The following is a 25996-nucleotide window of genomic DNA, read 5'->3' on the forward strand; positions in this document are numbered from 1 at the left end:
CCCTCCGTTCACTTTTTTGTCGTATTAATAGCTTGAAAAGTTACATTACAACTATATTACGAGAAACTGGAATTTGGAAGGGAATTTATATTAACATATCCTTAAATTTTATTAATATTGGCTTTTAAAAAAACACCCGCTAAGATCAGCGGGTGTTTCTTATGGAACAAGATTCTTCGGCAAATTCAGACTCGATTTTATGGTTTTGTCGGAATATAAAATGTAAATGTCGTTCCTTTATCCATTCGGCTGTGCACCGTAATTGACCCGTTGTGGGCCTCCACGATATTTTTAACAATAGCCAGCCCAAGTCCGGTTCCTGCTCTGCCTCTAGTCCTCGCTTTATCTGCCTTATAGAACCGCTCAAAGATAAAAGGGAGATCTTCTTCCGGTATACCGGATCCAGAGTCTTTGATATCGATTTTCAATCCATCCTTCACAGAATGGACTTCAATAGAAACACTGCCGCCGGATGAAGTATGCCGCAGCGCGTTATCGACCAAATTGGTAAATACCTGCTCCATCTTGTCTTCATCAAACATAAATTCCTCTTCTATGAGAGAAACGTCTTGATGTAAAGCGATATTTTTTTCTTTAGCAACGCCGGAAAATTTCCGGATGATCTTCTCTAAAAATTCATTAACATTGATTTTTTCATAATGCAAGCCTGTATGGCCTGATTCCATTCGGGCTAAATCAAGCAGATCGTTGACTAAGCGGCCCATTCGCAGCGATTCATCATAAATGATTTGAGCAATTTCTTTTCGGTCTTCTTCAGAGCTTGCAATGTCATCGACAATCGCTTCACTGTATCCCTGAAGCATGGAAATCGGTGTTCTCAACTCATGACTGACATTTGCGATAAAATCCTCACGCAGCTTATCAAGGCGTCGTTCTTCCGTCATATCGCGCAGCACGGCAACCGCTCCTCTGACGTGCGCTTCCGCATAAAGCGGCGACATCAAAAGCACCCATGATCTGCCTTGCAGCGTCATTTCTATCATTTGTTCTTTTTCGGTGCTGACAGCGTTTTGGAACAGCTCTTTTGCTTCAGGCGGAAGATTATCCCCTTCTTTAATATTCATGTTCTGCTCATAATACCAAGCTTGAAGAAAACGTTCAGCCGGCGGGTTTGTCACAAGAATCGTACCGTCAATATTAATGGTAATGACCCCGTCAGCCATACTGCTCAAAATATTAGAAAGCTGCTCTTTTTCTTGATTGAGCGCATTAATATGAAAGTTAAGCTGCCGCCCCATTTGATTAAAAGCAGTTGCCAGTTCACCGATTTCATCCTGAGTTAAAATTGGGATTTTTGTATCAAACTTGCCCTTAGCCAAGTCCTGTGCGCCCTCTCTCATTTTTCGAAGCGGATACGTGACCCTGCTTGATAAGAAGAAAGCGAAAAACGTGGTCAGTACAATCGCAATCCCCGCGGCCAGAAAAATATAGCGGGTCGTGTGTTTTGTTGTATCTTTAACGGCAAGCAAAGACTGGGATAAAAAGACCATGCCTTTCTTTCCGTCTTTTTCATACGGGACACCTACAATCAGACGCTCATTATCCGTGTCTGTATCGCTCAGCCCCGATCGTTTGCTTACTTTTTTATGATCTTGGAGAGCTTGATTTAAGTCATTGTCATGCTGTATTTGCTCAACCGTAATAGACGACAGGCGATTTTTATCATTCGGAGAATACCAATACTGTTTCTCATCTTGAATGATTGCAATGCTTGTTAAGTTATCAGCGAGCTCCCAAGTGATTGATCTTGCCAGCGCCTGGTCCTCGTGATTTTCTAAGATGACAGCAACTTTATTCGCAAGCTGTGTTAAATCATTCTCGGCTTCTTCCACATGGTAATTTTCAATAAACTCCAACAAAAGAACCGTTAAAATAAATAATACGATCAAAACGAGTGAAAGGATCGTAAACCACAGCTTGCCTACTACGCTTTTCCAAAATTTCATTCAGCGCCTACCTCAAATTTATAGCCTACACCCCATACGGTGACAATTTTTTTCGCAGCTTCCGGGGATACCTTGTTCAGCTTCTCTCTCAGGCGTTTAACATGAGTGTCCACTGTCCGCAGATCACCAAAAAACTCATATTGCCACACTTCTTTGAGAAGCTTTTCCCGATCATACACTTTGTCAGGAGTTTTCGCTAAGAAGTGTAGGAGCTCATACTCTTTCGGCGTTAGGCTTACTTCTGTTCCCTCAGCCGTTACGCGGTGGGCATCATGGTCAATGGACAGATGTGAAAACACAAGCACATTTTTCGTCGGTGTATTGGCGTTGATATAAGAGGTTTGGGATGCTCGTCTCAAAAGGGCCTTTACCCGCAGCACGACTTCTCTCGGGCTGAACGGCTTGACAATATAATCATCTGTTCCCGCTTCAAACCCCTGCACCCGATTTGTTTCTTCTCCTTTTGCGGTCAGCATGATGATTGGTGTCGCTTTTTTTTCCCGAAGTTGCCGGCACACTTCAATTCCATCAGTCCCCGGCATCATCAGATCAAGCAAAATCAAGTCATAATTGGCTTCAAGTCCTTTGGCAATGGCTTCATCACCATTTTCCGCTTCGTCTATGACATAATTTTCACGTTCCAGATACATTCTTAAAAGGCGGCGAATTCTGGCTTCGTCATCAACTACTAATATTTTGGTTTCGTTCGTTTGGTCCATCGTTTTCCCCCTGCTTTCCTTCTGTTACTTTCATTTTATCAAATCGTGAGAAAGTTTGAGAACTGTGTCGCTTTCTTAGGACTAAGCATAAGAATGAAGTCCGGCAAGCACTAGATTTACGAATATTAAATTAAACATAATAATAGCAAAACCAATTACGGCCAGCCATGCTGACTTCTCACCGTGCCAGCCTCTTGACAGTCTTAAATGCAAATACGCGGCATAAAACAAAAAGGTGATCAGCGCCCATACTTCCTTCGGGTCCCAGCCCCAAAATCTGGTCCATGCGAGCTGAGCCCAAATCATTGCAAAGATCAGCGCGCCGAGCGTAAAGATCGGAAACCCGATTGATACGGCCCTGTACCCAACCTCATCCACCAGATCAAGATTGACGTTTTTCACAAGCGGATGTAAAAGGGCACTGATTCTTTTTCTGATAATCAGACGAAGCGCGCCGTACAAAACCAGCCCTGTGCCAAATGACCAAATGACAGTGTTCACCTTTCTGCCTGAGAAAAGAGCAGGAAGCTCAACAAGCGGCTCCATTTTTTCCTCGGTCAAAAGCTCTCCCTGATGCGGGCCGACAAGCGCAGGCATTTCGTACACCATCACGCTTTTTTCCTTATTTTTATCCACCCAGTTGAACTCCGCCTCATAGCCTGCAAGACGAAATGCTGATGTGATCAAAATAAAAGCGACGGTTGTGACGAGGATAAACATAATCGCTTCAAGCCAGAAGGTTTTTTTGCTGCGTTTTGTCTGGTCTACATGCTTCAAAAGAAAGATGACACCTGCGACAAAGCTGATGGCAAGTATAGCTTGCCCAAGCGCGGCCGTTGTTACGTGAATATACAGCCAATTGCTCTGCAGGGACGGAATTAATGGCGAGATATCCGTCGGAAACATGCTGGCGTATGCAATCAGCAATAAAGCGATTGACAGCGTAAACAAGCCTAATGAAGGCAATCTATAGATAAAATAAAGAATAATAAACGCTAAAACGAGCATCATGCCAAACGCGGTGGTGAATTCAAACATATTGCTGACAGGCGCATGGCCGCTGGCAGCCCACCTTGTGCTGAAATATCCAAGGTGGCAAAGAAAACCGATAATAGAAAGAGTGATTCCAATGTTTGCCCATCGGTTTGGCTTGCCCTTTTGATCTTTATTTCCTCGTATGGCCCCGCCGAAAATCGGGACAGCGATTAAATACACAAGAAAGGCCGCATAAAGAAAATTTCCGCTCAGCTCTGCCATGTCATCACTCCCTTTTCGCCTATTTCTGTGTTTTGATTCATTCTTTTTGGTCCGCCGGTTCAGTCAGTCCGGAATCAGCCAATACAAATGCTAAATCCTTCTTAAGGCCATACCAGTTTTTATTGGTATGCGCCGCCACCATAACTGCCCCGCCCTGTGAGCGCAGCCAGATTCTTCGGTGCTGCCAGTACATTCCTTGAATGACACCGATCATAAAAATAGCTCCGCCGACGGCAAGCACCCAAAGTGTCAGATCCTTTCTGACTGTAAGTCCGGTAATGCTTTTCGTTTCGACATGGTCAAATTTCAGCTTGTATTTATTGCTGCCGGAGCCTTCGATTGTTTCTTGGATGGCGACAAAGCTCTTTTCACCCTTCGGTTTGTCCGGTGTTATGACATTAAAGACAAAAGCCGGATTGTTAGGGAGCTTTGTTTTCGTGCTCGGTTCCCCGTCCTGATTAAAATAGAAGTCTGGCAGGTAGCTGGCTATTTCAATTTTGTAACCGTTGCCAAGATCATAAACCGAATCTGGATCCAAAAGGTTGATCTTCATGCTCCCAAAGGATTTTTTTGTTTTTTTGTCTATAAGCTGAAACACCATTTGATCAAGCTGATTCTCTTTATAATCCACCTGGTAAACGGAAAAAGAATCAAAACGCAGCGGCTGATTGACTCGGATATCCTCTTCTGATACTTTTTTCAGTTTTGGCTTCTCACCGTAAACAATTTTTCCTTCTCTCTTGTAGAGTACGGCATCTGTTTGAAAGTTCTTTGCCACTTTCCCGTCCCCGACTCTGTCAATGGCATCTGCGAATACCTTTTTTTCCGTTTTACTGTTATAGGTCTCTACGCTGAATTGATTGTTTTTTAAATAATATTTACCGTCTGTTCCCGGGATTGCCGCGGTCTCGCCTTCTCTGACCCAAAGCGTCTCATCAACGTACATGCCAGGCACAAATCTCAGCATCGCACCAATCAGAAAGATAATCAATCCAATGTGGTTGACATACGGGCCCCAGCGGGAAAAACGCCCTTTTTCGGCAAGGATGCTTCCCTCTTTTTCTCTGATTCTATAATGCTTTTTCTTTAAGAGAGCTACAACCTTTTCTTTTGCTTCCCCATCCAATCCAGTATCCGTTTCACTGAACAAGCGCTGCCTTCTTAAAAAAGCAGGACTCCTTTTGACACCTTGTTTCTTTAACGCCCTGTACAACGGAATGACCCGATCGAGGCTGCAAATCACGAGTGAAATGCCGATCGAGGCGATAAGCAGCAAATACCACCAAGAACCATATAAATGATGAAATCCGAGCAAATAATAAAGCTGACCAAATGTGCCGTACTGCTCTTTGTAATAAGTGTCAGCCTGTGCGCCCGGAGGCAAATAGGCTTCTTGGGGAAAAATGGTGCCGAACGCTGATGCAGCAAGGGTTATCATGATAAGCCAGATTCCAACCTTAACCGAAGAAAAGAAATTCCAAATTTTATCAATAATTGTTTTGTTATAAGTTTGTGAACGCCTTGCGCTTCCGTCATATCTCATATCAGCAAGCGGAGGCTGAGTGACTTGGAGAGCTCTTCCGCACGATTCACATAGAACGGTTCCGACCGGGTTTACATGTCCGCATTCACATTTGACTTGCTTCATCCCGAAGTCTCTCCGGGTTTTATCAGATTCATATAATCATGGATCATGCTTTCTGTCATAGTGCCGGTCACCACCTTGACAACTTTTCCTTCCGGATTGATTAAAAAGGTTGTCGGAAGCGGAGATACGTCATAGGCATCAAGCACTTGGCGATCTGTATCCAGAACAACCGGGAAATTGACTCCGTAGGATTTCATAAAATTATGTACTGCTATCTTTGACTCCCCAACATTTACCGCGACAACTTCAATACCTTTGTCTTTAAAATGCTTATATTGGTTCGCCATATAAGGAAATTCTTTTTTGCACGGTTCACACCATGTACCCCAGAAATTCAAAAAAACACCTTTCCCTTTTAAATCACTGAGCTCGATACGCTTCCCATTCGTATCTTCAAGGACAAAATTCGGTGCGTCGGACCCTTCGGATATGCTCTCTTTGCCGGCAAATACAGCATTGTAAATCGTATAGCCAAGCGCGCAGATTAAAACGAGAAGGATGCCGGTCCGAATGAATAAACGCCTTTTTTTCTTCATTGTCCACTGCCCCCTTCCCCCTATTGCAGATCCATTCAATTATATCATTGCACATTCATTTCACATTTCTTACTTTTTGAAGGTTATGTGAAATTTAGAAAGCGTTTTTACCGTGCTCCGCCAGCGCTCTGAGTCTTTTGACTTCATGCGGCGTAAGTTCTCTGGCATCTCCCGTGTGCAAGCCTCGCAGGTTTAAAAACGCGTATTCTTCGCGCTTCAGCTTGATTACCTCATGCCCGATCGCTTCGAACATGCGGCGCACCTGTCTGTTGCGTCCTTCATGAATTGTCAGCTGAATAATGCTTGTCTGCTTTTTCTTATCCAAAGACAGAAGCTTCGCTTTAGCAGGCGCCGTTTTGCCTTCTTCCAGCATAATTCCGCGCTCCATCTTTCTGAGCAGCTCTTTAGGCGGAATGCCTTTCACCTTCGCCACGTATGTTTTGTCTATTTCATATTTAGGATGCATCAGCTTATTGGCAAACTCGCCGTCATTGGTTAAAAGCAAAAGACCGCTCGTATCATAATCCAAACGCCCGATCGGATAAATGCGCTGCGGGACTTCTTTAAAAAAGTCTGTCACGACTTTGCGTCCTTTGTCATCTTGGGCTGCAGAAATAACGCCTCTTGGTTTATATAAGAGAAAGTAAACCGGCTCCTCACGTTCAACCTTTAACCCGTTTACCTCAACCTGATCAGAACCGGTGACCTTAACACCAAGCTCTGTTACTACTTTGCCGTTCACCTTTACTTTTCCTTCTTTAATCAGCTCTTCTGCCTTTCTGCGCGATGCAAATCCGGCATGAGCAATCACTTTTTGCAGTCTTTCCATGTCTTTCACCTCAAGTATTATCTTACTTTTTTCGACCTGAACAAACAAGCTTTTTCAGACTGTATGCGCCCAATCTAAAAAAACGCCGTTTTCAGGCGCCCCCAAATAATAACGTAACGATGATGATAGATGCAACTACACCGATTAAATCAGCAAGAAGTCCCACCTTTAATGCATCACCCATTTTTTTAATGCCGACTGCCCCGAAGTACACAGTCAGCACATAAAGCGTTGTATCCGTTGACCCCTGCATAACGGATGCCAGTCTGCCAATGAAGGAGTCCGGCCCGTAAACTGCAATTATATCGGTTGTCATACCGAGTGCAGCCGTACCCGAGATCGGGCGGATCAGGGCAAGCGGAACCACCTCAGCGGGTATACCGATAGCGGAGAAAACCGGTTTTAATAGGTCCATTATAAAATCAAGCGCGCCTGATGATCTGAAAACAGTAATGGCGACAAGCATTCCGACTAAGTAGGGGATAATGGAAAAGGCGATCTCTATGCCTTCTTTTCCGCCTTCTACAAATGATTCATATGTGGGAACCTTTTTGATTGTTCCATAAAGAAGAATGCCGGCAATAATGATCGGAATCATGGCTAAAGACAGCCAATTAATGATTTCCATCCGCTCACCTTCCCTTCTTTTTGCGGCGGTAATAAAAATACCTGTCAATGATAATGGCGCCGATTCCAGAAATGAGGGTCGCCAAAATACTTGGTCCGACGATATCTGTCGGTGTTTTGGAGGAATAAGCCATTCGGACAGCGATTACGGTTGTCGGAATGAGAGTGATGCAGGACGTATTGACAGCTAAAAAAGTAATCATCGACCGGCTTGCTTCCGATCGGTTTCCATTCAGCTTTTTCATTTGCTCCATTGCTTTAATGCCCAGCGGAGTTGCCGCATTCCCAAGGCCGAAGAAGTTCGCCATGAGATTAGATAAAATGTAGCCCATCGCCGGGTGATCCGGAGGGATATCCGGGAACAGCTTAGATATAAAAGGCCTGCACATCCGGCTGAAAATATCCAAAAGCCCTGACTGCTCGGCTATTTTCATTAAGCCAAGCCAGAAAACAAGCACGCTCATCAGCCCGAATGAGATCGTAACAGCTTCCTTTGCCCCCTTAAACACAGCTTCATTTACATCTTGCAAGGTTCCGTTGCACATCGCAAAAACAAGTCCGATCACAGTTAAGCTGACCCATATTATATTGACCATTTTGCCCCGCCAGCCGCATTCAGAAAGATTGATTTGAACGTTTCAAAAAATTGTTTCTTCGGTTTTTGATTTCGTTCATTTTCATAATAGATCGGCACTTTTGCGATGGTTTCATCGTTAAACATGATCTTCATGTGCCCTACGATGTCGGGAATCTTTGAGGCGTCTTTTTCCCATCCTTTTTTCGGTTTAAGCAGCGTGGTTTGAATGTTGACCTCTTCTTTTTCCTCTTCGGTTAACAAATAGGTGATGTCCCGTTTAATAAAAGCCTTAGATTCATAAAATGTGCCATTCAGCCTTGGAATGTCCCCTTTTTTCGCGATTAAATAGGTTTGATAATGATTAAACACATAGTTAAACATTTTCATATGATCATCCCAATCGTCAGGATCATTGATGGTCACGGCTATCAGGTCAATGCTATCCTTTGTGGCTGTTGAGACCAGTGTCCGTTTTGCAAGTTTTGTATAGCCTGTTTTCCCTCCTGTGCTGTATCGATAAAGCATCGTCAGCAGTTTATTTTTGTTTTTCCAAACGCTTTCCATCGTTTCTGCTCTGTATACTTTTGTGCCTGAAATTTTTTGATAGTCTTTCAGCTTCATAGCGTATTTGGTTAAAATGGCCATATCAAAGGCTGTTGAATAATGGTTTTTGTGGTCGTCCAATCCGTGCGGGTTTTGAAAACGGGTATTCTCCATACCAAGCTGCTCGGCTTTTTGATTCATCATATAAACAAATCCATCAAGACTTCCGCCGACATGTTCAGCAATCGCAACAGCGGCGTCGTTTCCTGATCTCAGCATGAGGCCGTACACAAGATCTTTTAGTTTCACTTTTTGGCCTTCTGTTAAATAAATGGCAGAGCCTTCTGTTCTGACAGCATTTGCCGAAACCGTCACCGTTTCATCCATTTTGCCGGATTCGATGGCGAGAACAGCCGTCATGATTTTTGTGATGCTTGCAATCCGCCTTTTTTCATGCTCGCTCTTGGCAAATAACACTCTGCCTGACGCTCCATCAATGACAATCGCACTTTTTGCACTGACATCTATAGCAGCATGTGCTGTGTTCACATTTACATTTGCAAAAAGAAAAGAAATCATAACCATGAATACTGCTTTTTTGAAAATGCGCATGTTTGCTCACGTCCTTGTGGTGGTTTGTACAAGTTTATGCGCATGTCCACCAGTTATGAATACCAATTATAGATCTGCAGGCAAACATAAAAAAACTCTCCCTGAAAAAGGGAGAGTAAACGTTATCTGATTGGCGCCATGCTTGATCCGGACGCTTCGTAATGAGCCAGCTCTTCTCTCATTCTCAGAAAGGCTGCGCTCAGCGGCAATAATAATTGCTCAAGCGACGCAGGAACAGCATGGTAAAACTCAATTGCGCTGACCCCGGTATAAGACGCCCGGCTATTTTCACACCACGTGTCCTTTTTGGGCATAAAGAACTCTTCAATGCATTGGTGATACACCTTGTAAAGTGTTTTTCCCGCTCTGGCTTCTTGAAAAGGCTCCTGCATCAGGAGACGGCGGCACGCTTCTGCGCCTCCTTCACAATATACTGTCATTCTTCTCAGAGTGCTCAGCACATCACAGCAGTATCCTTTCTCAATAGGCAATTCAGCCTGCAAGGACGCAAGCGTTGTTTGGTTTAGGTAATCGTTAACAGTATTGACAACCATTGATAAGAATTCGTCTGTTTTTTGAGTCTGCGCTCGCACAATCGAATGTCTCATTTCGTTTGGTATCTTCCCCTCATGTCTTTGTCTCTCACATTTTGCTTCTTTCATAATAGCTTCTTTCCTTATATCTTATGTTGATGAAAAATCGCGATTCATTAAACATCTATTTTATATCTTCGAAGGTTTGGTTAAAGTTTTCAAAAAATAAATCTGCTTCTTCTTGAAGAACGTCTTCTTCCGCATTTTCAGGCAGCGGCGGAAGCTCGTCCAGCGTTTTCAAACCGAATTGTTCAAGAAAAGTCGGCGTGGTGCCGTATAATATGGCCCGTCCCGGACCGTCAGCCCGTCCAACTTCACACAATAAAGCCTTCGCGACGAGGCTATGTAAAATCCGCTCTGATTTCACGCCTCTGATTTCTTCAATTTCTGCTCTGGTAATCGGCTGTTTATAAGAAACAATGGCCAGCACTTCTAATGAAGCTTGAGAAAGGCCCTTTGACGGCACTTCTATTAGTTTTTTCAAATACCGCGCAAAGGCTTTTTTGGTAGAGAGCATGTACGTATCTGCATATGTAATAAGTTCAATGCCCCTTGCATCCCCGCGGTATTCTTCCGCCACATCCGCCATAATGGTGTTCAGTTCAGGCTCTTCGATTTCAAGCACTGTTAACAGCTGCTTTTTTGTGAGCCCTTCATCGCCTGCCGCATAAAGAAGGGCTTCCACTATAGCTTTCCAATTCACGATATCAAGCCCCATGAATGGATTCACTCCCCGTAATGTAAATATCTGAAAAATTGTGCTCCTGTTCAATGAGAATCCGCTGATTCTTCATCAGCTCGAGAACAGCTAGAAAAGTTACAACCAAATGGTCTTTTTGCTCATACGGAAACAGCTCCATAAAGTTGATTCTCGTTCCTCTAGATTTCAGGCTGTGCACGATTTCGTTCATTCTGTCTTCGATTGGTATTTCTTGTCTGGTAATTGTTGTTTCCATCGGTTTTGTTATTTTTTTGCGTTTCAGCACTTTTTGAAAAGCCCCGATCATGTCATAGACCGTGACTGAGAGCTTTTGCTCAGACTGTTTGACTTCTTTTGCATATTCACTCAAATCACTCGGCGGTTTCGTGAACGATTTTTGTCTTTCTTCTTCCCGTTCTTTTAAATCCTTCGCCGCATCTTTATATTTTCTATACTCAATCAGCTTTTCAATCAGTTCCTCCCGCGGATCCTCTTCTTCAAGTAATTCATCTTCAAAAAGCTCCTCCTCTTGCTTCGGGAGCAGCATTCTGCTTTTAATGCTGAGCAGCGTGGCAGCCATGACCAAATACTCGCTGGCAATATCGAGCTCAAGCACTCGCATCGTATGTACATATAATAAATATTGTTCAGTGATCTTTGCCACAGGGATATCATATATGTCAATTTCAAGACGATTGATTAAATGAAGCAGCAGGTCCAATGGGCCCTCAAACGTATCAATTTTCACTTGATATTCTTCCATCATCTCACCATTTTCAAGTATCACTCTCATTGCCGGTTAAACTGGCTATCCTTTAGTATAAGGCACCAAAAAGCTCTCGTCCAATACTATTTCATTTCCTGTTTTGAAGCTATTTGTACAGAAAATTCAAAACAATAAAGGAGTTGCGAGAAAGGCCCCCGCGGCGGTTTCCCTTTCAATTGTCGTGGTAAACAAAGAATCAATCAGGGCTGAGCGTTTTTTTCTTTTATTCTTCCTATGTTACACTGAAAGCAGATTAAAGGAGGAAGCATCGTGTACCCGAAAGCTTATATCGATTATCTCGTTGAGTTTCACGCAACACGGGATTATTTTGAATGCCATGAAATATTAGAAGAATATTGGAAGGAAGATCCTCCAAATCAACGAAAAATGTATTGGGTCGGCTTTATTCAGCTTGCGGTTGCTTTGTATCATCATAGAAGGCAGAATACAGCCGGTGCAAAAAGACTGATGGCGAACAGCATCCGGATTCTTCAAGCCGAAAAACAAGCGGTCGAAGACTTGGGACTTGATTATAGCCGTTTACTCGAACTTATGCAGTCGGTTTACGAACAAATCGAAATGGGATCTTCCTATAAAAGCATCATGCTGCCGATCAAAGATGAGAAGCTGGAGGAAACATGCCGCATTGAATGTCAGAAAACAGAGTACACATGGGGGCAGCCCAGCACAATCACCGACACATTTCTTATTGACAAGCACCGTTTGCGGGATCGGACTGAGGTCATCCTTGAGCGTGAAAAAGAGATAGAACGGAGAAAAAAAAGCAGAGGCTGATGACAGCCTCTGCTTAATTATTGTATGAAATGTCTTGATCCTGCTGATCTTGACAACGTTCGAAAAAGCTCTGCGTTAATTCATTCGGAACCAGTATCTGCGTTTTGAATAAATGCTTTAAAGCATCCATCATCTGTTTTCCGATTCCTTGATGGCGATGAGAAGGATTCACACTGATATGCCGGATTTCAACCTCGGAATCCTTTTTTTCGACTCCGATTGCTCCGACGATATCCTCGTCCTCTTTCCAAAGAAAGAGCTGGCGGTCTGTATCCGTTTCGTAGTCCTTAATTGTCTGCTGAAGCTGCTTAAGGTCTTTTTCATTCGGCATGAACGAAAGAAGCCCCATCGCAATCTTTTCAAACGATTTTTTATAACGAATTAACATAAAAACCCCTCTATATCCAAAATGTCCAGTCTGGCTATTAACGGATACGAATAGGTGATCCGTTTTCTCACATTATATCATTTTCGCCATATTTTTAAACTGTTTTCAACAAATTATTCAAATGAGCGGTTTAAATTTGCCATTTCTATGGCAGAAACAGCGCAATCTACACCTTTGTTGCCTGCTTTCGTGCCGGCACGCTCAATTGCCTGCTCAATGTTTTCAGTGGTGACAATGCCAAAGATGACAGGTACGCCTGTCGTGTTTGCTGTTTGCGCGATGCCTTTTGCAGCTTCATTGCAAACATAATCATAATGTGTCGTTGCACCTCTGATAACAGTGCCCAATGTGATAATCGCGTCATATTTTTTTGTTTCCGCCATTTTTTTGGCGGCAAACGGTATTTCAAATGCGCCTGGAACCCAAGCCACATCAATATCATTTGTGTCTACGCCGTGTCTGAGCAACGCATCTTCTGCACCGCTTAGCAGCTTGCTTGTAATAAAATCATTAAATCTTCCTACTACGATTCCGATTTTAAGACCTGTACCAACTAAGTTTCCTTGTATGATATTCATATGATTCCCATCCTTTTTTGTGATATTTGTGATTAGAAATGAAGCAAATGACCCAGTTTATTCATTTTGGTTTGTAAATATTTTTTATTGTGCTCTTTTGCCTCCATTTGAAGGGGCACTCTTTCTGAAATGCTGAGTCCATAGCCTTCAAGACCGGCGATTTTTCGCGGATTATTCGTCAGAAGCTTCATATTCCGCACACCGAGATCGCGTAACATTTGTGCCCCGATGCCATAGTTGCGAAGGTCCGGTAAGAACCCGAGAGCTTCGTTGGCTTCTACGGTATCATAGCCTTGTTCCTGAAGCTTATAAGCTTTTAATTTATTGATTAAACCGATGCCTCGGCCTTCTTGGCGCAAATACAAGAGCACTCCCCGCCCTTCAGCGGCAATTTGCGCTAGCGCGGCGTGCAGCTGCGGGCCACAGTCACAGCGATGAGACCCAAACACGTCACCTGTGAGACATTCAGAATGAACCCGGACCAATACCGGTTCTTCACCGAACGGCACGTCTCCCATCACAAATGCGACATGCTCTTTTCCGTCTACCTCGTTTGTGTATCCGTAAATCTTGAATGTGCCAAAATCAGTGGGCAGCGTAATGTCGACTTCGCGCTCGACAAGTGTTGTCAGGTTGTAACGGTATTGAATTAAATCTTTAATGGTGATCATTTTTAATTGATGCTTTTTCGCTATTTCAATGAGCTCAGGCACTCTTGCCATCGTCCCGTCTTCATTCATAATTTCACAAATGACGCCGGCCCCTTGGGATCCGCAGGCTTCAGCAAGATCAACAGCGGCTTCTGTATGGCCTGCTCTTTTCAGGACACCTCCTTTTTTCGCAATGAGCGGAAAAATGTGCCCCGGACGCTGAAAATCAGACGGCACGGATTTGCTGTCCAGCAATGCTTGAACGGTAAAAGATCTTTCTTGAGCACTGATACCCGTTTTCGTTTTGCGGTGGTCAATGCTTACCGTAAATGCAGTATGATGAGAATCTGTATTGTGCTCAACCATTGGGTGAAGATCAAGCTTGTCCGCGATTTCCTCACTAAGCGGCGTGCAAATCAGTCCTCTTCCGTGGGTCGCCATAAAGTTAATGACTTCTGGGGTTGCATGCTCGGCAAGAGCGACAAAGTCTCCTTCATTTTCTCTGTCTTCATCATCTACAACGATGATAACTTCGCCTTTTTTTAAAGCGTCTAGCGCTTCTTCTATTAGATGAAACATGCGAATCTTCCTCTCTAAAAGCCGTTTTCGCTTAAGAAGGCTTTTGTAATGGTTTGTTGGGTCTTATTTTCATTGGCTTTATGCAAAAATCGATACATATATTTTCCGATCATATCGCACTCGATATTCACTGTAGAGCCGATTGTTTTTTCTGAAAAAATCGTTTCGCTGATGGTATGCGGTATTAAAGAAATCGTCACTTTATCTTCCGACAGGCCGAATATGGTCAAGCTTACACCATCCACGGTAATGGATCCCTTTAAAACCAATGTTTTTGTTAAAGACGGGTCCATCTTTAAATCATAGTAAACAGCGTTAGATTTCTCTTCAATTCGTGTAATTTCAGCAGTTCCGTCAACATGTCCTGAGACGAAATGGCCTCCGAATCGGCCGTTTGCCGCCATCGCTCTTTCCAAATTTACTTTGCTTCCTTTTGATAATTCATTCAGTGATGTCGCTTTGACTGTTTCAGGCATTACATCTACTGTGAATTGATTTTTTGTAAAATCGGTGACAGTCAGGCAAATGCCGTTCACCGCAATGCTGTCGCCCAGATGAACATCCTCTAATATCTTTGAGCATTTAATTGTTAAGGCCATTGAATGCCCTGCTTTTTTCATCGATTCGATTGTGCCTGTTTCTTCTATAATTCCTGTAAACATGGTCACCATCCTACTCGTTTATCGGTTTTGCCGTCAGTTTGATATCACGGCCGATTTGGGTTATATCAGTGAATTGCAATAAGGGGACATCTTTCATTGATTGAAAACCTTCACCGGAGATTAAGCTGGGAGCATGCGTTCCTCCGATTAGTTTGGGGGCAAAATAGAAGATGATTTCTTGAAAACAGCCTTCTTGGACAAAGCTTCCGTGAACAGCAGAACCGCCTTCCACATACACAGACATAATGCCTTCTTCTGCAAGGATTTTCAGAACATCAGGAACTTGAATGTGATCTGTTTCAAACGTATATATCTTCACTCCCAAAGCTGAAAGCCGTTTTTTCTTTTCCTCGTCTGCGCGTGCCGTTGTGAAAATCCATGTCGGCGCTTCCTGATCGCAAATCACTCGGGCGTCCTCAGGAATCGAGAGTTCGGTGTCAAGGATTACCCGAACCGGCTGTTTGGCCACATTCGGCAGCCTGCAGGTTAAACTCGGATCGTCGGCTTTCACGGTGCCAACTCCGACTAAAATGCTTTGGTTTGTTTTCCTGTATTGCTGAGCATCCTGTCTTGCAGCCTCTGACGTGATCCATTTGCTCTCGCCCGTGCTGGTGGCTGTCTTTCCGTCAAGGCTGGCGGCAGCTTTTAGTGTGACGTAAGGGAGGCCTGTCCTCATGAAGTGCAGGAATTTTTCATTCAGCTTCTCCGCCTGGTCTGCCAAGATGCCTTCCTTTACTTCAATACCGGCTTCTTCAATCATGTTGACTCCTCTTCCAGCCACAAGCGGATTAGGGTCTCTCATCGCCACAAACACTCTTTTGATTCCAGAGTTGATAATCAGCTCTGCACATGGCGGTGTTTTACCGTAATGGCTGCACGGTTCGAGTGTCACGTAAATATCAGCACCCTTTGCGTGGGAGCCGGCCATATGGATGGCATGAACTTCTGCATGAGCTTCCCCATATTTTAAATGGGCGCCCATTCCGACAATTTGTCCGTCTTTTACCACAACAGCGCCGACGAGCGGATTAGAATCGGTCTGTCCTTCGCCCTGCTTCGCAAGATCTAATGCCAGCTTCATATAATACTCTTCCATTTATTTCCCTCCCCTCTTTTATTGATTTACCGTCAAAAAAGCCCCGAATTTATGAAAAATCCGGGGCTTTAGGTATTTTACGCAATAAGAAATAACACTATGCATTTTTGAACCATTTGCATAGCGGCTCATCATCCTTCTCCCATCCAGACTCTCACTGTCGGCTTCAGCTTAAACTGAATCCACCGCGCGCTGATGCACACGGGTCACGGGCTCTAAAGCGCATTCGCTTTACTACCGCCGGTCGGGATTTCCACCCTGCCCCGAAGGATACAATCTTTATTCATTTGTCCTTATTGGCTATTATAGCGATCCTTCTTAAAGTACGCAATGAAATAAACTTACAATTTGAGAAAACAAAACATCACCCTTCAATCCGAAAGGTGATGTTTTGTTAATCATTCACTTTGGCAACTTTAATTAATCCGTCGATCCGCTTTGATTTGCTGAAGTATGCCTTAATCTTGTCGCCTTCTTCTATATCAGACAAATCCTGATTTAATTTTTTTCCATTGAAGATGATTTTCGTACCGTTTTCGGCTTCTCCATGATATTCAGAGCCGTCAATTTCCGTCACTTTATATTCCTGAATGGTGTATTCCTCTTCTTCCGAGGACAAGGTTTGTCCAATTGCTGTTGGAACATCCTTCAGCTCAACGCCATTTATGTACATATAACCGCCTGCAAGTAGAAGCAAAAGCACTAACAGAATGGTAATCTTGGTTTTTATTCTTCCCATTTTTAAACCTCCAGCCGATATGAATCTATTCATTCATATGAGTTATTCCACTTTTTCATGAATAAAAAACCGTCATTTCTCGTAAATTATTAATATAACGATGCATAACGAGAATATGTTTCACCTTTCTGCAATTTCTTTTCTATAGTTATACGAATTTATGTTCTGGTTTTGGGGGATGAATATAAAAAAGAAATAAAAAAAGCAGCCCCTGTTCGGAAGCTGCTCGATCCTAATTTGTTTTACGCATTTCGTTAAATGGGAAGAAAACAAACTTTGACGTGCCGGCAATTTGTTTTTTTGTGAAGAGGCCAAGCCCGTTTCGGCTGTCCATTGAGTTCCGCCGATTATCCCCCATCAAAAAATACTTGTCATCAGGCACTTTCACCGGGCCGAAATCATCGGTCAGAAGGTCATAATTGTCCTGTTTTGCTCTCTTTTTATTAGCTGCCAAATAAGGCTCGGCCACCTTTTTCCCATTGATATAAAGCTGGTCGTTCTTCATTTCAACCGTATCTCCAGGCAGGCCGATAATCCGCTTGACATAGTGGACATCATCCCCGTTTAATACGACGATGTCTCCTCTATCAAACTCACCGATGTACTTGATTGTCATGTTGACAAAGACTCTTTCCCGGTTATGAAGGGTTGGATACATAGAGTCACCGTCAACGACATACGGCGCAAAAATAAAATGGCGGATGAGCAAAGCGAGAACAACAGCAATCACAATTGCTTTTGCCCATTCTAACATTGTTTTTTTCTTCGAAACATTTTCTGATTTCAACTGATTTCCTCCAATAAACAACGGTCTTCAAATTTATGTTATCACGAATCGAAAAGAAATCCTATCAGGACCATTGCCATGATTTTATACTCTATCAATCTTCATCTTCTACCCAAATCATGCCTATCTTTTTCTTGCCAGCCACAACCAGCCCTGCATCAAATGTCGCTTGGGAAATTGGAGTCCAGCTGCTTAGTTCAACATAACCGGAATGAACAACAACATCAGCATTTGTATAATACGTAGGCACATCCGCAAAGTAATCAAAAAAATAATCGCATAATTCAGAAGCAATGGACTTGGATGAAAGAGTGAACTCGTATGCTAAATCTTTAGATAGGATATAAGTCATGAGGTGACGGGCAGTCTGTTCATCTACTGCATTCCATTGATCGCCAAGTTCATGATACCCATAGCACTTGACAAAATGATTCACGTCATGAAGGGTACTGGAATGTTTACGGCAGCCTATTTCACAGGTGATATAACCGGCATCCCGTTTGGCTTTCAGGATGTGTTTAAAATCATTGAAGCTCGAAAACATGGATCAGCCTCCAAAAAACAAATCCAATATGTTGCCGGCTGTTGAGGATTCTTTATTATAAAACTCTGAATATCCGCAATTCTTGCAGTACACCACTAGAAAACGGTTATGCTGCACGTCAAACAACTTTGACAATCCCGTGCCGGTTGTGGCGATTTCTTTTTGGCCTGCTTCAGAGCTTCCGCATTTTATACAGCCTTTGTTGTTCATAACGCCAAACTCCTTTTCATCACATTACGTTTGTTTTTGATTTATTTTACTACAAAATACCATTTTTTTGAACGATGTAACTTTAAAGTTTTCTTAATTTTACATATAACTCCACACAAAAAATCCCATTATGCAAGCTTGAATTGGAAGCGAATACGCATGACTCGCTAAACAAGATGCAATGCACCTTTGCACGACATCATATAAAAGTTAATTATTTTTACCAATAAGTTTACGCTTAACGCCTCTAGCACTAATACATATAAAAAATAGAATAATATGAAAGGAGACTCGATAGTGTGATTGTTTATCCTATCAATATAAACAACATTTCCGGAAACAGCGTAGTGAACGTAGGCGGCGCTTTTATGATCAGGCCATTAACTGTGTCCAAATCTGTGTCTGGTTCCGGCGGCTCGAATACGGGAATTGTTATTGAAAACAACTTTGTAAGCCAAACTAATTAACCATCAATTTACTGATCAGAACGTGACCAAAATATTTTAATTACATTTCATCATGAAGCGAAAGGCGGGGAAACACTCGCCGCAATGTCTTCACTTCAACCTAATCAAGCCTGTTTGTTTTTACAGCCTCCAGCACTCGGGCGGTTTTTTATTGGTATATTTTTCGCAAATAAAAAAGCTTCCCCCGATACGAGGAAGCCTTTTGCCTGCCTATTAGCCTTCTACACGAACTTCTTTCATGACGTCGCCGTTAGACATGTTTTTCGCGAATTCTAGTCCGCTTGTTACTTTACCAAATACAGTGTGAACCCCGTTCAAATGAGGCTGTGGCTCATGAACGATGAAAAATTGGCTGCCGCCAGTGTCTTTTCCTGCATGTGCCATAGAAAGCGAACCCGCTTCATGAGTGTGCGGGTTTCCTTCTGTTTCACATTTGATTGTGTATCCTGGACCGCCTGTGCCAGTTCCGTGCGGGCAGCCTCCTTGGCTGACGAAGCCCGGAATCACTCGGTGGAATGTAAGACCGTCATAGAAGCCTTCGTTCGCAAGCTTTTCAAAGTTTGCGACAGTGCCCGGTGCAGCTTCAGGATAAAGTTCAAATTCAATTTTGTTGCCGTCTTCTAATAAAAAGTAACCTGTTTTCAATTGTATGCCTACTTTCTTTATTTTAATTTTCAAAGGAGATTATGTATGATAGGTTATAGCCTGTCTCTCCTTGTCGCGGCTATTATACCACACCTTTCGGGGGAAAACGAATCTCCCGGCTTTAGTAAAAAATAAAAATGAAACCTGAATGTCTTTATCTCCGTCTTACCTAACGGAACTGTCTTTTCATCATGATTCAGGTCCTCGCAAAGCAGCTCTACCCCGCTGCTTGTGAAATTGAAGGAGGTCAAACTGCTTTGAAAAAAATATGGATTGGAATGCTGGCAGCGGCCGTTTTGCTGCTGACGGTTCCGAAAGTCAGTCTCGCGGATGCCGCAGTTGGAGATGTCATTGTCACACTGGGTGCTGATTTGTCAGAATCTGATAAACAAAAAGTGCTTAATGAAATGAATGTCCCTGATAATGCCACAACGGTAACGGTGACCAATAAGGAAGAGCATGAATATTTAGGAAAATATATATCGAACGCTCAAATCGGATCAAGAGCGATTTCTTCATCGTCAATAACCATCGCCAAAAAAGGCTCTGGACTGAATGTTGAGACACATAATATTAGCGGCATTACAGATGAAATGTACCTAAATGCGCTGATGACAGCCGGTGTTAAAGATGCGAAGGTGTATGTGACAGCACCGTTTGAGGTATCCGGGACTGCGGCTTTAACCGGATTAATTAAGGCGTATGAAGTTTCTTCTGATGAAGCGATCTCAGAGGATGTGAAGCAAGTAGCCAACCAAGAGCTTGTCACGACATCAGAGCTTGGAGACAAAATCGGTAACGAAAATGCGGCTGCACTGATTGCAAAAATCAAAGAAGAATTTGCTAAAAACGGTGTGCCTGACAATAAGGCTGACATTGAAAAACAAGTGGACGACGCGGCTTCTGACTTAAACGTCACACTTACAGACAGCCAAAAAGATCAGCTTGTCTCCTTATTCAATAAAATGAAAAATGTCGACATCGACTGGGGACAGGTCGGTGACCAGCTTGATAAAGCGAAAGATAAGATTACGAAATTCATAGAATCAGATGAGGGCAAAAACTTCATCCAGAAAGTTATTGATTTCTTCGTATCTATCTGGAATGCGATTGTTTCTATATTCAAATAAGAAAAGGCGCCGAGAGATTCGGCGCCTTTCTTATTGCTTTACACTCGTTTTAAAGGGCAGGTCAAGTTTGACTACATCCTCGTATGTTTCTCGCTTCACGACTAAATGGGCCTCTCCATTTTCTACAAATACAACAGCAGGTCTCGGGATTCGATTGTAATTGTTGGCCATGCTGTATCCGTATGCGCCTGTACAAAAAACGGCAAGAAGATCGCCTTCTTTTACTTCTGGCAGATCAATATCCCAAATCAGCATATCACCGCTTTCACAGCACTTTCCGGCAATCGATACCGTATTGTCATGCGCTTCTCCGATACGATTGGCTGTCGCTGCTTCATACTTAGCCTGATAAAGTGCAGGACGAATATTGTCGTTCATGCCTCCGTCTACAGCCACATACTGGCGGACGCCCGGCACTTCTTTTTGAGAGCCAACCGTATAAAGGGTTGTGCCAGCATCTCCCACGAGAGAACGTCCCGGTTCGATCCAAATTTCCGGAATGTTAAAACCGTAACGGGCAGCATTTTCTTTCACAGCATCGATAATTTTTTCAACGTATTCAGTAGCGTGAAGCGGTTGATCTTCTTCGGTATAACGGATGCCGAAACCTCCTCCGAGATTCAACACCTTGGATACAAACGAGTATGATTCTCTCCACTCGTCGAGTTTTTTGAAGATTTTTTCCGCTGCTAACACAAAACCGGCCGTATCAAAAATTTGCGAGCCTATATGGCAATGGACACCCAGAAGCTGAATGTGTTCTGATTGTAATACTTGCTCAATCGCCCGTTCAGTTTGTCCGTTATGAAGATCGAAACCAAACTTCGAATCTTCCTGGCCAGTTGTAATGTAGTCATGCGTATGCGCTTCTACTCCTGGCGTGATTCGAAGAAGAACATCGATGGAGTGTCCCGTTTCTTTACATAGGTCTTCCAAAAGCGAAATTTCATAGAAATTATCCACCACAATGCAGCCGATGCGATGCTCAAGTGCCATCCGCAGTTCTTCCCTGCTCTTGTTATTCCCATGAAAGTGAATGCGTTCTGCAGGGAAGCCCGCTGCAACAGCTGTATAAAGCTCTCCACCGGACACGACATCTAAAGAAAGTCCCTCTTCCTCAGCAAGCTGAATCATTGCAACTGATGAGAATGCTTTGCTCGCATATGCCACCTGTGCTTTAAGCCCTGCAGTCATAAATGCCTGCTTAAAGCTTTTAGCACGCTCACGTATTAAAGCCACATCATATACGTAAAGAGGTGTTCCATATTTTTCCGCTAAATAAAGAGCGTCCACACCTCCGATTTCTAAATGCCCATGTTGATTTTGTCTGCTTGTGCCATGTAAGAACAATGTCATTCCCTCTTTCTTCGCTTATGGGTGAAAAGGACAGTTTTATGGACTGTCCCTTCATAATTAAGACATACATTATCATACTCTTCAGTCAGTTTCAATGCGATTATGAATTGGTAGGTTGTCTTAAGCGATTTCTTGGGTGAACGATACTTGGTCTTACTTTTGCGCCTGGTTTCGCTGTGCGGACCAGTACCTGCCACAGCGCCTTGCCGTTAAAGGGCATCAGCGGCCATAAGTACGGTGTTTGCAGGGATTTGATACTGGCCATGGCAATAATCAGCACTGTAAAACCGATAACAAGCCCTTTTACATGAAATAAGGCAACGAGTATCATGAGGGCAAGTCGGCTCATTTTATTTGCCAAACTCAATTCATAACTAGGCGTCGTAAAGGTTCCGATCGCTGCAAGTGAGACGTATAGAATCACCTCTGGTGAAAACAGGCCGACTTCAATGGCAATCTGTCCGATCAGCACAGCAGCAATTAATCCCATTGCTGTCGATAAAGCGGTCGGTGTGTGTATGGCGGCCATTCTGAGAAATTCGATTCCTAAGTCAGCTAAGAATATCTGCAGGATGATCGGGATATGCGTATCTTTATTTAAACCGATAAATTTCATATTCTCGGGCAGCAGGTCCGGCTGCAGCACAAAGAGAAACCAGATTGGGAGAAGTATAGTGGATGCCATGATACCGAAAAATCTCACCCATCTTAAAAAAGTACCGACTGCAGGCGCCTGCCTGTATTCTTCAGCATGCTGGACATGGTGGAACATTGTCGTCGGTGTGATAATCACACTCGGCGATGTATCAACCATGATGACGACATGGCCTTCAAGCACATGATTGGCCGCGACATCGGGTCTTTCGGTATAACGGACGAGCGGATACGGGTTGTAGCCTTGTTTAATAATGAATTCCTCTACTGTTTTGTCAGCCATCGTTAAGCCGTCGACATCAATGGCAGCAAGTTCTTTTTCCACAATATCTACCAGATCCGGATCTGCAATATCTTCAATATAAATAATGCTCAGATCCGTTTTTGATCGCTCGCCAACCTTTGTCATCTTAATGCGAAGTCGTTCGTCTCTGATCCGCCTTCTGAGAAGGGCCGTATTGACGACGATATTTTCAACAAATCCGTCTCTGGCTCCCCTGACCACCTTTTCCGTATCAGGTTCTTCCGGATTTCTGCCCGGATAGCTTCTGACATCAATAATAAATGCGAAGCCCGTGTCTTCAACAATAACTGCGACTAATCCCGACAGCAACTGGTCAGTCGTTTCATCCAGCGTTTTTACTTTTTCGACCTGGGCGTTAAGAAGCCTGTTTTCGACAATATCGACCAGATGATCTGGATCCTCATCCCGATTGTTAATGGCAACGAGTTCTCTCATTAAATGAATGATAAAGGCCGTATCACATAATCCATTCAAATAGTAGAGCTGGATTTCTTTATCTAAAATGGTGAGCTTGCGAACCCCTACATCGTAGCTCGTTCCCATCCCGACACGGTTTTTAAAGTATGCTTCATTTTTGTCTGGATTCCGATAAACCCGGGTTTTCTCTTTCTTTTGGTCCGGCATGATACCCGCTCCTTTCTAAAATAAACTCGACCGCTTTCATGGTGATGGGCGACCCTTTTGAGATATCGTCTTTTCTGCCCATTTTGCCAATATCCCCGATACCGACAATAAGCGGGAGATCAAGTTTATCAAGGCAATAGACTGTATCTCCGTTCATTCTGTGTTCATCAAATTCCCGTTCCCCGACTTTATCTACACCGTATTCAGTTATTTCTCCATTGCGGTCAATGCTTACGTCAACCCTAGTCCATTCAGCCTGATGTGTTTTTGATGCGACCGCAATCACACCGAGCACTTCAATTGACGGATGCGTGGCGACATAGGTTAGAGCGGCTTCTCCCGGACCCTCTCCTTGAAGGCCGGAGTCGTCAAACATGACAAATACGGGATCATACGGTGCTGAGGTGATCAACTTGACAAGCTCCGCGCCGCTGCGAATGGAGGGATTGCCCTTTGATTGTGATATACATCGCCCTCCCACTTTGCTTGCGGCGTATTCAATTGTTTTAGCGGCGTATACATCCCCGTCTGTTACCAGTATGACCTTTCGTTTTGTCGTCATGTCGGCATTATCCTTTCGGTTTGAAAATAACAGCTACGATAAAGGCGAAGAGAATGGCGGCTGAGATACCAGCAGAGGTCAGCTCAAAAATCCCCATGCCGATTCCGATAAATCCATGTATATGAGCCTGGTGCATGGCACCGTGCAGAAGGCTGTGGCCAAAGCTGACGATCGGAACGGTGGCGCCTCCTCCGGCAAATTCAATAAATTTATCGTAAATGCCAAAACCATCTAAAATCGCGCCACTCACAACAAATGATGTCATGACGTGGGCTGGCGTCAATTTAAAAATATCCAAGAGCAGCTGGCCGACAATACAAATGGCCCCGCCGCATACAAAAGCCAAAAGGTAGTCCATGTTAAGATGCACCTCCCGCACGCTCAAATACAACCCCGTGTGCAATGGTCGGGATGGTTTCTTTTTGCTGGATCATCGTCGGGCTTAACAGCGCTCCAGTCGCCACGACGAATACACGGTTTAATTTTCCTTCTCTCAGCTGCTTAAAAATGTGAGAGTAGGTGACAAGCGCTGAACAAGCACATCCGCTCCCTCCGGCAAAGACCTGCTGATCCGGTGTATAAACTAAAAGCCCGCAATCATCATGTTTTGTGCCGACCGGATAGCCATCTTCTTTTAAGAGATCTTTTACGATAGGAGATCCGACGCCGGATAGATCACCTGTCAGGATTAGATCATAGTCATCCGCTGTCCGGTTGAGATCTTTAAAGTGCTGCTTAATCGTATCTGCTGCCGCCGGAGCCATGGCGGATCCCATATCAAACGGATCTGTAATTCCTAAGTCAGAGACCTTTCCGACAGTCGCGCTTGTGATTTGGATATCACCCCGTGTCTGACTGATAACAACGGCTCCGCTTCCGGTCACAGTAGAAGTGGCGGTGTCCGGTTTTTGCCCCCCGTATTCCGTCGGATAGCGAAACTGTCTTTCCGCTGTAGCATTATGACTGCTGGTGGCAGCGAGCGCTCTCTTGGCAAATCCGCCGTCAACTAAGGCTGATGCGACAGCCACTGTTTCCATTGATGTTGAACAGGCGCCAAACATACAAAGAAACGGGATGTTTAAGTGTCTTGCCACATAGTTGGCCGTTACGTTTTGATTCAGCAAGTCGCCTGCCAGCAATAGATCAATATCATCTTTTGTCAAATTATTTTTTTGAAGTGTTGCATTAACAGCATCTTCCATCAGCTGACGTTCAGCCATTTCCCAGCTTTTTTGATTACAGTGCATTTCATCATAGGTTTTATCATATAAAGAGCCGAGCGGTCCGTCTTTTTCCTTCGGTCCTGCTGCTGTTCCTGCCGAGTTTACAAATAACGGATGTTCAAATACCCAGGTTTGCTTTCCTGTTAATTTCATTTTTCTTCTCCTCCTATGACATCAGTTTCTCAAAAGCAAACCGAATCATTCCGACGATGTACGCAGCCACAACACCGAAAACGATGACATTCCCCGCCAGTTTAAACATGTTTGTCGCTACTCCGAGCACGAACCCTTCGCTTTTATATTCAAGAGCCGCGCTTGCCATGCTGTTGGCAAAACCTGTGACCGGCACGGCTGAACCGGCGCCTGCAAACTGCCCGATTCTGTCATAGATGCCAAACCCGGTAAGCAAGGCTGAAATTAATATCAGTGTTGCCGCCGTTGGATTTCCCGCTGTTTTTTCATCAAAATCGAAAAAATGAATAAAAAAATTTTGCAGACCTTGTCCGATCGCACAGATCAGCCCGCCTACAAGAAAGGCTTTGACACAATTCCAGACGTAAGGCGGCTTAGGCTGATATGTTTTCACTTTTGATTTGTAGTTTTCTTTTATGTTTGTCATCTTGAAACCT

The 25996-nt window shown here is 43.7% G+C and carries 30 protein-coding genes, 2 pseudogenes and 1 riboswitch; of the genes and pseudogenes, 4 read left to right on the forward strand and 28 right to left on the reverse strand.

Annotated elements, in window-relative coordinates; translation table 11 throughout:
- Window positions 1-197: 197 nt before the first annotated feature.
- The 12 genes from resE to scpA all read right to left on the reverse strand — a co-directional run bounded on the left by resE (window position 198) and on the right by scpA (window position 11371).
- A complete protein-coding gene (gene resE, locus V6D44_RS12025) occupies window positions 198-1967 on the reverse strand; it encodes a sensor histidine kinase ResE (protein ID WP_202327355.1) in 1770 nt (589 codons plus the stop codon).
- On the reverse strand, window positions 1964-2686 hold the full coding sequence (gene resD / locus V6D44_RS12030; protein ID WP_087990574.1) for a DNA-binding response regulator ResD: 723 nt from the start codon (window positions 2684-2686) through the stop codon (window positions 1964-1966). The genes resE and resD overlap by 4 nt, the downstream gene beginning before the upstream one ends.
- Before the next feature lie 81 nt (window positions 2687-2767).
- A complete protein-coding gene (resC, locus tag V6D44_RS12035; protein ID WP_202327353.1) occupies window positions 2768-3943 on the reverse strand; it encodes a cytochrome c biogenesis protein ResC in 1176 nt (391 codons plus the stop codon).
- A 37-nt stretch (window positions 3944-3980) separates the two neighbouring features.
- Window positions 3981-5591 carry a cytochrome c biogenesis protein ResB gene (gene resB / locus V6D44_RS12040; RefSeq protein WP_202327350.1) on the reverse strand — a complete coding sequence of 537 codons (1611 nt, stop codon included), beginning with the start codon at window positions 5589-5591 and terminating at the stop codon, window positions 3981-3983.
- Window positions 5588-6127, reverse strand: a complete 540-nt coding sequence (gene resA, locus V6D44_RS12045; RefSeq protein WP_087990577.1) for a thiol-disulfide oxidoreductase ResA — start codon at window positions 6125-6127, stop codon at window positions 5588-5590. The genes resB and resA overlap by 4 nt, the downstream gene beginning before the upstream one ends.
- Before the next feature lie 94 nt (window positions 6128-6221).
- The gene (gene rluB / locus V6D44_RS12050) at window positions 6222-6956 is read right to left on the reverse strand and encodes a 23S rRNA pseudouridine(2605) synthase RluB (protein ID WP_087990578.1); all 735 of its coding nucleotides are present in this window, start codon (window positions 6954-6956) and stop codon (window positions 6222-6224) included.
- Window positions 6957-7047: 91 nt separating this feature from the next.
- Complete coding sequence (spmB, locus tag V6D44_RS12055; RefSeq protein ID WP_087990579.1) at window positions 7048-7584, reverse strand: spore maturation protein SpmB; 537 nt, start codon at window positions 7582-7584, stop codon at window positions 7048-7050.
- 4 nt (window positions 7585-7588) lie between these two features.
- Complete coding sequence (spmA, locus tag V6D44_RS12060) at window positions 7589-8179, reverse strand: spore maturation protein SpmA (protein WP_024121904.1); 591 nt, start codon at window positions 8177-8179, stop codon at window positions 7589-7591.
- Complete coding sequence (locus V6D44_RS12065) at window positions 8167-9315, reverse strand: D-alanyl-D-alanine carboxypeptidase family protein (RefSeq protein ID WP_087990580.1); 1149 nt, start codon at window positions 9313-9315, stop codon at window positions 8167-8169. The genes spmA and V6D44_RS12065 overlap by 13 nt, the downstream gene beginning before the upstream one ends.
- 122 nt (window positions 9316-9437) lie before the next feature.
- Window positions 9438-9977, reverse strand: coding sequence for a YpuI family protein (locus tag V6D44_RS12070; RefSeq protein ID WP_087990581.1), 540 nt, complete (start codon window positions 9975-9977; stop codon window positions 9438-9440).
- A gap of 55 nt (window positions 9978-10032) precedes the next feature.
- On the reverse strand, window positions 10033-10626 hold the full coding sequence (gene scpB, locus V6D44_RS12075; protein ID WP_333516551.1) for an SMC-Scp complex subunit ScpB: 594 nt from the start codon (window positions 10624-10626) through the stop codon (window positions 10033-10035).
- A complete protein-coding gene (scpA, locus tag V6D44_RS12080; protein WP_202327346.1) occupies window positions 10616-11371 on the reverse strand; it encodes a segregation/condensation protein A in 756 nt (251 codons plus the stop codon). Before scpA ends, scpB begins: the two co-directional genes overlap by 11 nt.
- A gap of 273 nt (window positions 11372-11644) precedes the next feature.
- On the opposite strand from scpA, the gene V6D44_RS12085 reads away from it, so the two are divergent.
- Window positions 11645-12169 (forward strand): DUF309 domain-containing protein, encoded by a 525-nt coding sequence (locus V6D44_RS12085; RefSeq protein WP_333516552.1) that lies wholly within the window; start codon window positions 11645-11647, stop codon window positions 12167-12169.
- Window positions 12170-12182: 13 nt separating this feature from the next.
- Here the strand turns inward: V6D44_RS12085 and ribT are convergent, their stop codons facing one another.
- From ribT to V6D44_RS12125, 8 genes are all read right to left on the reverse strand, one after another.
- Window positions 12183-12557: a GNAT family N-acetyltransferase RibT gene (gene ribT, locus V6D44_RS12090; protein ID WP_087990585.1), complete on the reverse strand. Its 375-nt coding sequence runs from the start codon at window positions 12555-12557 to the stop codon at window positions 12183-12185.
- Window positions 12558-12670: 113 nt separating this feature from the next.
- Window positions 12671-13135, reverse strand: coding sequence for a 6,7-dimethyl-8-ribityllumazine synthase (gene ribH / locus V6D44_RS12095; RefSeq protein ID WP_202327339.1), 465 nt, complete (start codon window positions 13133-13135; stop codon window positions 12671-12673).
- Window positions 13136-13167: 32 nt separating this feature from the next.
- Window positions 13168-14364: a bifunctional 3,4-dihydroxy-2-butanone-4-phosphate synthase/GTP cyclohydrolase II gene (locus V6D44_RS12100; RefSeq protein ID WP_202327338.1), complete on the reverse strand. Its 1197-nt coding sequence runs from the start codon at window positions 14362-14364 to the stop codon at window positions 13168-13170.
- Window positions 14365-14378: 14 nt separating this feature from the next.
- Entirely contained in the window at window positions 14379-15026 is a 648-nt protein-coding gene (ribE, locus tag V6D44_RS12105) for a riboflavin synthase subunit alpha (RefSeq protein WP_087990587.1), read from the reverse strand.
- 10 nt (window positions 15027-15036) lie between these two features.
- Window positions 15037-16122: a bifunctional diaminohydroxyphosphoribosylaminopyrimidine deaminase/5-amino-6-(5-phosphoribosylamino)uracil reductase RibD gene (gene ribD, locus V6D44_RS12110; protein ID WP_087990588.1), complete on the reverse strand. Its 1086-nt coding sequence runs from the start codon at window positions 16120-16122 to the stop codon at window positions 15037-15039.
- Window positions 16123-16252: 130 nt separating this feature from the next.
- A riboswitch (FMN riboswitch) is annotated at window positions 16253-16397 on the reverse strand.
- A gap of 119 nt (window positions 16398-16516) precedes the next feature.
- Window positions 16517-16861, reverse strand: a complete 345-nt coding sequence (locus tag V6D44_RS12115; RefSeq protein ID WP_087990589.1) for a hypothetical protein — start codon at window positions 16859-16861, stop codon at window positions 16517-16519.
- Between the two features lie 232 nt (window positions 16862-17093).
- Window positions 17094-17648 (reverse strand): signal peptidase I sipS, encoded by a 555-nt coding sequence (gene sipS / locus V6D44_RS12120; protein WP_087990590.1) that lies wholly within the window; start codon window positions 17646-17648, stop codon window positions 17094-17096.
- Between the two features lie 94 nt (window positions 17649-17742).
- Entirely contained in the window at window positions 17743-18000 is a 258-nt protein-coding gene (locus tag V6D44_RS12125; protein WP_087990591.1) for a hypothetical protein, read from the reverse strand.
- A 15-nt stretch (window positions 18001-18015) separates the two neighbouring features.
- Here V6D44_RS12125 and V6D44_RS12130 point away from each other — a divergent pair.
- Window positions 18016-18253: pseudogene (locus V6D44_RS12130) on the forward strand (hypothetical protein).
- Here V6D44_RS12130 and V6D44_RS12135 read toward each other — a convergent pair.
- Entirely contained in the window at window positions 18196-18402 is a 207-nt protein-coding gene (locus V6D44_RS12135; RefSeq protein ID WP_087990592.1) for a zinc ribbon domain-containing protein, read from the reverse strand. The pseudogene V6D44_RS12130 and the gene V6D44_RS12135 overlap by 58 nt on opposite strands.
- A 299-nt stretch (window positions 18403-18701) precedes the next feature.
- Between V6D44_RS12135 and V6D44_RS12140 the strand changes: the two are divergent.
- Window positions 18702-18909: pseudogene (locus V6D44_RS12140) on the forward strand (spore germination protein).
- A gap of 173 nt (window positions 18910-19082) precedes the next feature.
- Here the strand turns inward: V6D44_RS12140 and V6D44_RS12145 are convergent.
- A complete protein-coding gene (locus V6D44_RS12145; protein WP_087990809.1) occupies window positions 19083-19514 on the reverse strand; it encodes a peptidylprolyl isomerase in 432 nt (143 codons plus the stop codon).
- Between the two features lie 257 nt (window positions 19515-19771).
- Here V6D44_RS12145 and V6D44_RS12150 point away from each other — a divergent pair, with 257 nt between their 5' ends.
- Window positions 19772-20644, forward strand: coding sequence for a DUF1002 domain-containing protein (locus tag V6D44_RS12150; protein WP_087990593.1), 873 nt, complete (start codon window positions 19772-19774; stop codon window positions 20642-20644).
- Window positions 20645-20674: 30 nt separating this feature from the next.
- Here V6D44_RS12150 and lysA read toward each other — a convergent pair whose 3' ends face one another.
- The 6 genes from lysA to spoVAC all read right to left on the reverse strand — a co-directional run bounded on the left by lysA (window position 20675) and on the right by spoVAC (window position 25986).
- Window positions 20675-21994, reverse strand: a complete 1320-nt coding sequence (lysA, locus tag V6D44_RS12155; protein ID WP_202327723.1) for a diaminopimelate decarboxylase — start codon at window positions 21992-21994, stop codon at window positions 20675-20677.
- A 106-nt stretch (window positions 21995-22100) separates the two neighbouring features.
- Window positions 22101-23582: a spore germination protein gene (locus V6D44_RS12160; protein ID WP_087990595.1), complete on the reverse strand. Its 1482-nt coding sequence runs from the start codon at window positions 23580-23582 to the stop codon at window positions 22101-22103.
- A complete protein-coding gene (spoVAEA, locus tag V6D44_RS12165; RefSeq protein WP_087990596.1) occupies window positions 23527-24144 on the reverse strand; it encodes a stage V sporulation protein SpoVABEA in 618 nt (205 codons plus the stop codon). The genes V6D44_RS12160 and spoVAEA overlap by 56 nt, the downstream gene beginning before the upstream one ends.
- A gap of 7 nt (window positions 24145-24151) precedes the next feature.
- A complete protein-coding gene (gene spoVAE, locus V6D44_RS12170) occupies window positions 24152-24502 on the reverse strand; it encodes a stage V sporulation protein AE (protein WP_087990597.1) in 351 nt (116 codons plus the stop codon).
- 1 nt (window position 24503) lies between these two features.
- On the reverse strand, window positions 24504-25520 hold the full coding sequence (spoVAD, locus tag V6D44_RS12175; RefSeq protein WP_087990598.1) for a stage V sporulation protein AD: 1017 nt from the start codon (window positions 25518-25520) through the stop codon (window positions 24504-24506).
- Window positions 25521-25533: 13 nt separating this feature from the next.
- Window positions 25534-25986 carry a stage V sporulation protein AC gene (gene spoVAC, locus V6D44_RS12180; protein ID WP_202327333.1) on the reverse strand — a complete coding sequence of 151 codons (453 nt, stop codon included), beginning with the start codon at window positions 25984-25986 and terminating at the stop codon, window positions 25534-25536.
- Window positions 25987-25996 lie beyond the last annotated feature (10 nt).

Source organism: Bacillus sp. 0209A, from assembly GCF_036765095.1.
GTDB classification, from domain to species: domain Bacteria; phylum Bacillota; class Bacilli; order Bacillales; family Bacillaceae; genus Bacillus; species Bacillus subtilis_G.

Bases quoted from the DNA above. Each gene is read 5' to 3' on its own strand.
- resE (WP_202327355.1), bottom strand. From the start codon at position 1,967: ATGAAATTTTGGAAAAGCGTAGTAGGCAAGCTGTGGTTTACGATCCTT.
- resD (WP_087990574.1), bottom strand. From the start codon at position 2,686: ATGGACCAAACGAACGAAACCAAAATATTAGTAGTTGATGACGAAGCC.
- resC (WP_202327353.1), bottom strand. From the start codon at position 3,943: ATGGCAGAGCTGAGCGGAAATTTTCTTTATGCGGCCTTTCTTGTGTAT.
- resB (WP_202327350.1), bottom strand. From the start codon at position 5,591: ATGAAGCAAGTCAAATGTGAATGCGGACATGTAAACCCGGTCGGAACC.
- resA (WP_087990577.1), bottom strand. From the start codon at position 6,127: ATGAAGAAAAAAAGGCGTTTATTCATTCGGACCGGCATCCTTCTCGTT.
- rluB (WP_087990578.1), bottom strand. From the start codon at position 6,956: ATGGAAAGACTGCAAAAAGTGATTGCTCATGCCGGATTTGCATCGCGC.
- spmB (WP_087990579.1), bottom strand. From the start codon at position 7,584: ATGGAAATCATTAATTGGCTGTCTTTAGCCATGATTCCGATCATTATT.
- spmA (WP_024121904.1), bottom strand. From the start codon at position 8,179: ATGGTCAATATAATATGGGTCAGCTTAACTGTGATCGGACTTGTTTTT.
- V6D44_RS12065 (WP_087990580.1), bottom strand. From the start codon at position 9,315: ATGCGCATTTTCAAAAAAGCAGTATTCATGGTTATGATTTCTTTTCTT.
- V6D44_RS12070 (WP_087990581.1), bottom strand. From the start codon at position 9,977: ATGAAAGAAGCAAAATGTGAGAGACAAAGACATGAGGGGAAGATACCA.
- scpB (WP_333516551.1), bottom strand. From the start codon at position 10,626: ATGGGGCTTGATATCGTGAATTGGAAAGCTATAGTGGAAGCCCTTCTT.
- scpA (WP_202327346.1), bottom strand. From the start codon at position 11,371: ATGGAAGAATATCAAGTGAAAATTGATACGTTTGAGGGCCCATTGGAC.
- ribT (WP_087990585.1), bottom strand. From the start codon at position 12,557: ATGTTAATTCGTTATAAAAAATCGTTTGAAAAGATTGCGATGGGGCTT.
- ribH (WP_202327339.1), bottom strand. From the start codon at position 13,135: ATGAATATCATACAAGGAAACTTAGTTGGTACAGGTCTTAAAATCGGA.
- V6D44_RS12100 (WP_202327338.1), bottom strand. From the start codon at position 14,364: ATGTTTCATCTAATAGAAGAAGCGCTAGACGCTTTAAAAAAAGGCGAA.
- ribE (WP_087990587.1), bottom strand. From the start codon at position 15,026: ATGTTTACAGGAATTATAGAAGAAACAGGCACAATCGAATCGATGAAA.
- ribD (WP_087990588.1), bottom strand. From the start codon at position 16,122: ATGGAAGAGTATTATATGAAGCTGGCATTAGATCTTGCGAAGCAGGGC.
- V6D44_RS12115 (WP_087990589.1), bottom strand. From the start codon at position 16,861: ATGGGAAGAATAAAAACCAAGATTACCATTCTGTTAGTGCTTTTGCTT.
- V6D44_RS12125 (WP_087990591.1), bottom strand. From the start codon at position 18,000: ATGACTTATATCCTATCTAAAGATTTAGCATACGAGTTCACTCTTTCA.
- V6D44_RS12135 (WP_087990592.1), bottom strand. From the start codon at position 18,402: ATGAACAACAAAGGCTGTATAAAATGCGGAAGCTCTGAAGCAGGCCAA.
- V6D44_RS12160 (WP_087990595.1), bottom strand. From the start codon at position 23,582: ATGCCGGACCAAAAGAAAGAGAAAACCCGGGTTTATCGGAATCCAGAC.
- spoVAEA (WP_087990596.1), bottom strand. From the start codon at position 24,144: ATGACGACAAAACGAAAGGTCATACTGGTAACAGACGGGGATGTATAC.
- spoVAE (WP_087990597.1), bottom strand. From the start codon at position 24,502: ATGGACTACCTTTTGGCTTTTGTATGCGGCGGGGCCATTTGTATTGTC.
- spoVAD (WP_087990598.1), bottom strand. From the start codon at position 25,520: ATGAAATTAACAGGAAAGCAAACCTGGGTATTTGAACATCCGTTATTT.
- spoVAC (WP_202327333.1), bottom strand. From the start codon at position 25,986: ATGACAAACATAAAAGAAAACTACAAATCAAAAGTGAAAACATATCAG.